We start from the raw sequence: 7,133 nt of genomic DNA on the forward strand, positions 1-7,133 counted from the left end.
CGGTCACCCAGCGGCCCAGGGCCTCGGCCAGGTCCGCGCCCGGCGCGGGCAGGTGGCCGGGTGTCCACTGCGCCAGCAGGCGAACCAGGGTCGAATTGCCGAATGTGCTGCTCAAAAACGGTTCCTGTGCTGCGGGAGGGGACCGTATTAGAAGCCATCCGGGGCGGCACCCCGCCGACAGCGTGGCGCGGGCGCAGCGGGCGCCGGGCTTTTTCCCGTTTCGGGGGCGGGGCCCGGCGGCCTCAGGACTTGTGGAACCGCCGGTTCACTTCCGCCAGGCAGTGCTCGCGCTCGATGCCCTGCAGGCCGCAGTAGGCCTTCTGCGCGGCGTAGCGTTCCTCGGGCGTCTTCGCGGGCTGGCCCTGGCCTTCCCTGCGGCCTGCGGCCTTCAGGCGCAGCTCCTGCTGCACCTTCTCCACGTCGGCCTGGCGCAGGCCAGCGTCGCGCGTGTCCTTGGCCTGGGCGATGCAGGCCTTGCGCGTGGCCTTGGGCGCGGCATCGCAGCGCTCCCTGGCGACCTTGTAGCCCGCCTCCGCGCGCGCATTCTTCACCGCGTGGTCAGCGTCCGGCCCCGGTTCGCGCTGGGCTTCCAGCTGCGCCATGGCCAGCGCCGCGCGGGCGTTCGCTTCCGCGCCGCAGACTTCGGCTGCATTTTCCTTCAGCCGCCCGCATGCTTTCGTTTCCGTCTTGCGCTGGGCCTGGATACGCTGCTGCGCTGCCTTGAAGGCCTGGGCGCCGGTCGGCTCCGTGTTGCTCCCCAGCGCGCTGGCGCCGCCGGCCAATGCAAGGCCGAACGCGGCCAGGCAGCCGACCACTTGCTTTCTGTTCATCGTCTCGATCATGGACATGCATGCTGCCCGCCCGACCATGGCCGAGCGGCCGGCCGGTGCTGAACATCGCCGTCGGAGAAAGAGCACAGGCGCTGGTGAGCTTGGCCGCAGACGGTCCGGCTACCATCGGGCGAATGCAGTACTCGGTCGCCGTCCGCGCTCTTTGCGAGTTCACCGCCAAGCGCGGCGACCTGGACCTGCGGTTCACCCCGGCGCCCAGCGCCCAGGAGGGCATTGCGGGCCACCAGTTGGTCGCGGGCCGCCGGGGCCCGGACTACGAAACCGAGATCAGCCTGCAGGGCGAATTCGGCGCCCTGGCCGTGCGCGGCCGCGCGGACGGCTACGACCCGGGCCAGCATTGCCTGGAGGAAATCAAGACGCACCGCGGCGACCTGGCTCGGCAGCCAGCCAACCACCGCCATTTGCACTGGGCGCAGGCCAGGATTTACGGCTGGCTGCTGTGCCAGGCGCGCGGCTTCGCCGAGCTGAACCTGGCGCTGGTGTACTTCGACATCGCCACCCAGAAGGAAACGACGTTCGCCGAGACGCATTCGGCGGAGTCGCTGCGGGCCTTTTTTGAAGACCGCTGCCGCGATTTCCTGGCCTGGGCCGAACAGGAACTAGCGCACCGCAAGACAAGGGATGAGGCGCTGACGGCGCTGGCCTTCCCGCATGCGGGCTTTCGCACCGGGCAGCGTGAACTGGCCGAGTCCGTGTACCGGGGCGCTGCCACCGGCCGCTGCGTGCTTGCGCAGGCGCCTACCGGGATCGGCAAGACCATTGCCACCGTCTTTTCCATGCTCAAGGCGGCGCCGTCGCACGGGCTGGACAAGGTCTTCTATCTCACCGCGAAATCGACCGGCCGCCGGATGGCGCTGGACGCGGCGGTGCTGCTGCGACACAGCGCAACGGCAGCGCCGAGCGAACCGGCAGCGCCGCGCCTGCGGGTGCTGGAGCTGACCGCGCGCGACAAGGCCTGCGAGCACCCGGACAAGGCCTGCCACGGCGACTCCTGCCCGCTGGCGCGCGGCTTCTACGACCGCCTGCCTGCAGCGCGCGCCGACAGCCTCGCAGCCGGCTTCATGGACGCCCCCGCGCTGCGCGGGGTGGCGCTGCGGCACCAGGTCTGCCCCTACTACCTGGCGCAGGAGCTGTCGCGCTGGGCCGACCTGGTCGTCGGCGACTACAACTACTGGTTCGACGGCAGCGCCATGCTGCATGCCATGACCCTGGGCAATGCGTGGCGGGTCGGCATCCTGGCCGACGAGGCGCACAACCTCGTCGAGCGGGCCCGGGCGATGTACTCGGCGTCGCTGAGCCAGGCGGCGCTGCTGAGCGTGCGGTCCACGGCGCCGGCGGCCGTGCGCAAGGCGCTGGAGAAGGTCGGCCGCGGCTGGAGCGCCCTGCGCAAGGCGCACGCCCAGGCGGATGGACAGCTCGATGCCTTGCCGCAAGGATTCATCACCGCGCTCAAGCAGGCCAGCCAGGCGATCGAAGCGCATCTGGCCGAAGCGGCGCCGGGCGCGGCGGATGCAGCGCTGCAGCAGGCGTACTTCGACATGCTCGGCTTCCTGCGGCTGGCCGAGTCCTTCGGGCCGCACTCGGTGCTCGAAGTCACGCAGGCGGGTGCGGGCAGCCGCAGCGCGACCACCGTGCGCATCCAGAACCTCATTCCCGCGCCGTTCCTGAAGCCGCGTTTCGCGGCCGCCCGCACCGCCGCCCTGTTCTCGGCGACGCTGAACCCGCCGCACTACCAGAGGGACATGCTGGGCCTTCCCGCCGATGCGGTCTGGGTCGACGTGGCATCGCCGTTTCGCCCCGAGCAGTTGGCGGTGCGGGTGGTCAGCAGCGTGTCCACCCGCTTTCCGGACCGGCGACGCTCCGCCGCGCCCATCGCAGGGCTCATCGCGCAGCAGTTCGCCGCGCAAGCGGGCAACTACCTGGCGTTCTTCAGCAGCTTCGACTACCTGGACCTGGTGAGCGCGGAGTTCAGGCGCTGCCACCCCGGCGTTCCTACCTGGGCGCAGGCGCGCGGCATGGACGAAGGCCAGCGCAACGATTTCCTGGCGCGCTTCGTTCCGGGCGGAGCGGGGGTCGGCTTCGCCGTGCTGGGAGGCAGTTTTGGGGAGGGGATCGACCTGCGCGGCGACCGGCTCGTGGGCGCCTTCGTCGCCACCCTGGGCCTGCCCCAGGTGAACCCGCGCAACGAACAGCTCAAGGACTGCCTGGATGCGGCCTTCGGCGCCGGCTACGACTACGCCTACCTGTACCCGGGCATCCAGAAAGTGGTGCAGGCCGCGGGGCGCGTGATCCGCACGCAGGAGGACCAGGGCGTCGTCTACCTCATCGACGACCGGTTCCAGCGCCAGGCGGTGCGCAAGCTGCTGCCGGCGTGGTGGCGCGTCACGCAGGCGGGCTTGCGGCCGCAGGAGCCCTTAAGCGGCTGACTGCGCCCAGCGCACGAGCATGGCCGGCAGCGGAAGGGGCGCCTGCGCCTGCTCGCGCACGGCACGGCCGCGCAGCTTGCGCGCAAGCACGTCGTACAAGGGGACGAGTTCGTCGCCCAGGGCCATGCCCAGGTGCGCGATCCACTGCGCGCGAACTCCCGGCGTCAGCGGGGGCATGCCCTTGAGCGCCTCGTGCAGGCAATGCGCATGCACCGAAGGGCGCAGCGGATTCGAACCGGCGTTCACGCCCGCGCCGCCGCCGGCCGCGCCGATCAGGGTGTCGAGCCGCGCGAGTTCGGCCTGCGCCGTGCGCGCCGCGATGGCGCCGAGCTGCGTGACTTCCAGGCTGCCGGCGTGCGCGTCGCACGCCGGCGGGTGCGCCTGCTCGTGCGCCTGCACGGAGCGGATCAGCGCCCGCTGGTACAAGGTGCACAGGCGGTCCTGCGTGTGCATCAGCGCCAGCGCCGCCTCTTCGGCGTCGCTGCCGGCCTGCTGCCGCATCTGGTGCACAGCGCGTCGAACGACCCGCTGCAAAAATTTCCCCGACTGCGACGCCGTTTCCTGCAGGCACTGCTCATAGGGGGTGCAATGCGCGGCCTCACGTACGAATCCCATCTCATTTCCTCGTCTGCTGCTGAGGACGATTCTGCGAACCCGGCTGCCGCGCCGCCTAAGGCGATTCGCTATACAACTTAGGCAAATGCCCTAAGGACCGCATCACTGGCGCGGTGTAGGCCGGTACCGGCGCATCCACGCACTCAGTAGCAAAAGCACCAGCAGCAAAGCCGCGGCGGAGCCGATCAGCGAGGCATGGATGCCGAAAGCGCTGCCGCCCAGGCCCACGGTGATGCCGGCGAAGGCCCGCAGGCCCAGCGCCGACATGTTGTACAGGCCGATCACCCGCCCGCGCGAGGCCGGCGGCGCATTCATCTGCACCAGCGTCATGGCGATGCTGCTGAACGACAGCTCGCAGATGCCGGCGGCAAACAGCAGGCCGAGGGCCACCGGGTACGAGGCGGTGGCCGCGAAAGCGCCGAGCGACAGGCACCACAGCATGGCCATGACCACGGCCGTGCGCGGCGTGGTGGGCAGCAGGCCGGCGCGGCTTTCCAGCAGCAGGGCGGCCGCCAGCGCGCCGGCGGCGTCGGCCGCCAGCAGCATGCTGTAGGTGGCGCCCGGGTCGCCGTGGCCCAGGTCGTGGGCGAAGCCGGGCATCTGCGCCTGGTAGCTGTTGCCCACGAAGAACGATGCGCAGCCGGCCAGCAGGATCATGGCGGCCAGCAGCCGCTCGGAGCGCACCTCGGCGATGGTGCGCGTGATGTCCGCGAAGCCGCGCACCGCCCGCCGCGCCGCGGCGGGCACTCCCTGGAAGCGCGGGCCGTAGGGAGCCCGCCACAGCCACAGCACGGCGGGCAGGAAGAACAGCGCGTTGAGCAGCAGGCCGTAGCGCGGGCCCAGCGTGAGCATGATGGCGCCGCCCACCGCAGGCCCCACCAGCACGCCCAGCGTGCGGGCCGTCGCGTTGAGCCGCACCGCGCTGGGCAGGGCCTGCGCCGGCACGATGTCGTGCAGCAGCAGCTGGCTGGCGCCCTGCCACAGCACGCCGGCGCAGCCGTGGACGACCAGCAGGGCCATGGCGTGCCACATCTGCAGCGTGTCGGTGATGAAGAAATACGCCCAGCCCGCCGAGGCCAGGATGAACAGCGCCATGCCGCACTGGATGATGCGGCGCGGGTCGAACCGGTCGGCCAGCGCGCCGGCGGGCACCGAGAACAGCAGGAAGGGCAGCCAGTGCGAGAGCACCGCGAAGCCGCCCAGCGCGGGCGACTGGAACTTCTGGAACACCATCCAGTAGCTGATGACGTGCTCGATGTTGTCGGCCATCATGGCCAGCAGGTAGGTGCTGAAATGCGCCTGGTAGCCGCGGATGCGCAGGGCCGCGAAGGCACGTGGGGCGGGAATGGTGTCGGACATGGCGGTGCAGGTTAGAGCCGCCGTGGGCTCGCCTGGGAGACTGGATGCAGGCCCGATGCTACAGGGCTGCGCCCGTGCCCTGGCAGTGCCGCATGCCGATTGCGTCAGGAGCCCGCCCCGGCCCCCGCGCGGCCGCCCGCTCAGTGGGCCATGTCGCCCAGGGGGGCCTTGTCGGAGGCCTGGTACACCGCGGCGTCGGCCGTGCCGGTGACTTCCAGCGCGCCTGCCAGGCCCTTGGCCGCGCGCGACAGCGCGTGGTCGACCAGCAGGTACTTGCCGGGGTACTGCACCTTGAAGTCCACGATGGTCGCGCCGCCGGCGGGCACCAGGGTGGTCTGCACGTTCTCCTTCACCGCGCTGGTGGAACCCTCGCTGTAGACCTTGTCGAGGATCTCGCCGATCACGTGGAACGAGGACACCTTGTTCGGCCCGCCCACGCCGAAGTACACGCGCACGGTCTCGCCGACCTTGGCCTGCATCCTGTGCTCCTTGCCCAGCGAACCGACCGAGCCGTTGAAGGTGTAGTAGGTGGGCAGCTCGTCCGCGGCCTTGTCGGGGTTGTAGGTGTGGTGGCCCTTGGTGCCGAACGGGTGCGAGGTGTAGAGGTCGCCCTGCATCACGTAGAACTCCTTGTCCACCCTGGGCAGCCCGGCCGCCGGCTCCACCAGGATCAGGCCGTACATGCCGGCGGAGATGTGGTGCGCCACCGACGGCGTGGCGCAGTGGTACACGTACAGGCCGGGGTTCAGCGCCTTGAAGGTGATGGTCTTGGTCTGCCCGGGCGCCACCTGGGTGCTCTCGCCGCCGCCCAGGCCGCCGGTGACGGCGTGCAGGTCGATCGAGTGGACCGCCTTGCTGTCCTTGTTGTTGGTCAGCGCCACTTCCACGGTGTCGCCTTCCTTCACCCGCAGCATCGGGCCGGGCACCTTCCTGCCGAAGGTCCAGTAGGTGAAGGTGGTGCCGTCGTCCAGGCGGCCGTCGAGCTCCACCGTTTCGATGGCGTACTTCACCAGCTGCGGTGCCCGCGTGCCCAGGGGCTTGGGCACGGCGTTCGGGTCCATGGCGATGCTCACCGCCTTCACGGAAGCGGGGGCGATCGCGGTGGCTGGTCGCGCCACCGGCTTGGCGGCCAGGGCGTCGGCGGAACCGGTCACTTCCAGCACCCCTTCCATGCCGATCTGCCGATGTCCGGGAATCGAGCAGTAGTAGGCGAACTTGCCGGGCTGCGTGAGTTTCACGCTCAGCTTGACCGGGCCGCTCTTGCCGTCGAAATGTTTGGACTGCGCATTCAGCTCGGGCAGCACGATGTCGTGCTCGGCGCCTTCGCCGCTGGACGCGGTGATCTCGAAGGTGTCGCCGACCTTGCCGCGCAGCACCGGGTTGGGGTTGCCCTTGTCGTCGAGGTAGACCATCTTGCCGCCGGCCATGCCGGTCTTCAGCACGATCTTGTGGACGGTGCCTTGCGCCGCCGTGGCCGGCGCGGCGTTCGGCACGGCCGCGGAGCCGATCGGCGAGGCGAAGACGAACAGCGCCGCGACGGCGAGCGGGATGGGAGCGAACAGACGGGACATTTGGCTGCCTGACCTTTCGAGTCATCGCGGGCGAGGCTCCCGCGGAGCCAACGGCCTTGTTGTCCGGCCGTTGGGATCACTGTAGGGACAAGGGCGCAGGAGGCCATTGACCCAGCGCAAGGAAAAGGCGAATCAGCCCGGCTTTCCGTCCGGGCGCGGGCGCGTCAGCACGCGCCAGTACGCCACGAAATACACCGCGAAGCCGGCCGACCACAGCAGGCCGGAGACCGCGATGGCCTGCAGCGTCCACGCGGGCGCCGCGGCGGGCACCAGCACGCGCACCAGCGCGGCCAGCGCCACCAGCACGTAGG

General features: G+C 70.4%; 6 protein-coding genes. 1 reads left to right on the forward strand and 5 read right to left on the reverse strand.

Annotation, left to right across the window (positions count from 1 at the left end):
• Positions 1 to 242: 242 nt before the first annotated feature.
• The gene (locus H0U68_RS18445) at positions 243 to 830 is read right to left on the reverse strand and encodes a hypothetical protein (protein ID WP_296358246.1); all 588 of its coding nucleotides are present in this window, start codon (positions 828 to 830) and stop codon (positions 243 to 245) included.
• A 134-nt stretch (positions 831 to 964) separates the two neighbouring features.
• Between H0U68_RS18445 and H0U68_RS18450 the strand changes: the two genes are divergently transcribed.
• Positions 965 to 3,277, forward strand: coding sequence for an ATP-dependent DNA helicase (locus H0U68_RS18450; RefSeq protein ID WP_296358248.1), 2,313 nt, complete (start codon positions 965 to 967; stop codon positions 3,275 to 3,277).
• On the opposite strand, the gene H0U68_RS18455 is transcribed toward H0U68_RS18450, so the two are convergent.
• The 4 genes from H0U68_RS18455 to H0U68_RS18470 all read right to left on the reverse strand — a co-directional run bounded on the left by H0U68_RS18455 (position 3,266) and on the right by H0U68_RS18470 (position 7,128).
• Positions 3,266 to 3,892, reverse strand: a complete 627-nt coding sequence (locus H0U68_RS18455) for a hypothetical protein (protein ID WP_296358249.1) — start codon at positions 3,890 to 3,892, stop codon at positions 3,266 to 3,268. The genes H0U68_RS18450 and H0U68_RS18455 overlap by 12 nt on opposite strands.
• A 102-nt stretch (positions 3,893 to 3,994) precedes the next feature.
• On the reverse strand, positions 3,995 to 5,251 hold the full coding sequence (locus tag H0U68_RS18460) for an MFS transporter (protein ID WP_296358251.1): 1,257 nt from the start codon (positions 5,249 to 5,251) through the stop codon (positions 3,995 to 3,997).
• Between the two features lie 140 nt (positions 5,252 to 5,391).
• Complete coding sequence (gene nirK / locus H0U68_RS18465) at positions 5,392 to 6,822, reverse strand: copper-containing nitrite reductase (RefSeq protein WP_296358252.1); 1,431 nt, start codon at positions 6,820 to 6,822, stop codon at positions 5,392 to 5,394.
• Between the two features lie 132 nt (positions 6,823 to 6,954).
• Entirely contained in the window at positions 6,955 to 7,128 is a 174-nt protein-coding gene (locus H0U68_RS18470; RefSeq protein ID WP_365732124.1) for an NnrS family protein, read from the reverse strand.
• Positions 7,129 to 7,133: the final 5 nt, after the last annotated feature.

The organism is Ramlibacter sp., assembly GCF_013697775.1.
Lineage (GTDB): Bacteria > Pseudomonadota > Gammaproteobacteria > Burkholderiales > Burkholderiaceae_C > Ramlibacter.

Bases quoted from the DNA above. Each gene is read 5' to 3' on its own strand.
- H0U68_RS18445 (WP_296358246.1), bottom strand. From the start codon at position 830: ATGAACAGAAAGCAAGTGGTCGGCTGCCTGGCCGCGTTCGGCCTTGCA.
- H0U68_RS18450 (WP_296358248.1), top strand. From the start codon at position 965: ATGCAGTACTCGGTCGCCGTCCGCGCTCTTTGCGAGTTCACCGCCAAG.
- H0U68_RS18455 (WP_296358249.1), bottom strand. From the start codon at position 3,892: ATGGGATTCGTACGTGAGGCCGCGCATTGCACCCCCTATGAGCAGTGC.
- H0U68_RS18460 (WP_296358251.1), bottom strand. From the start codon at position 5,251: ATGTCCGACACCATTCCCGCCCCACGTGCCTTCGCGGCCCTGCGCATC.
- nirK (WP_296358252.1), bottom strand. From the start codon at position 6,822: ATGTCCCGTCTGTTCGCTCCCATCCCGCTCGCCGTCGCGGCGCTGTTC.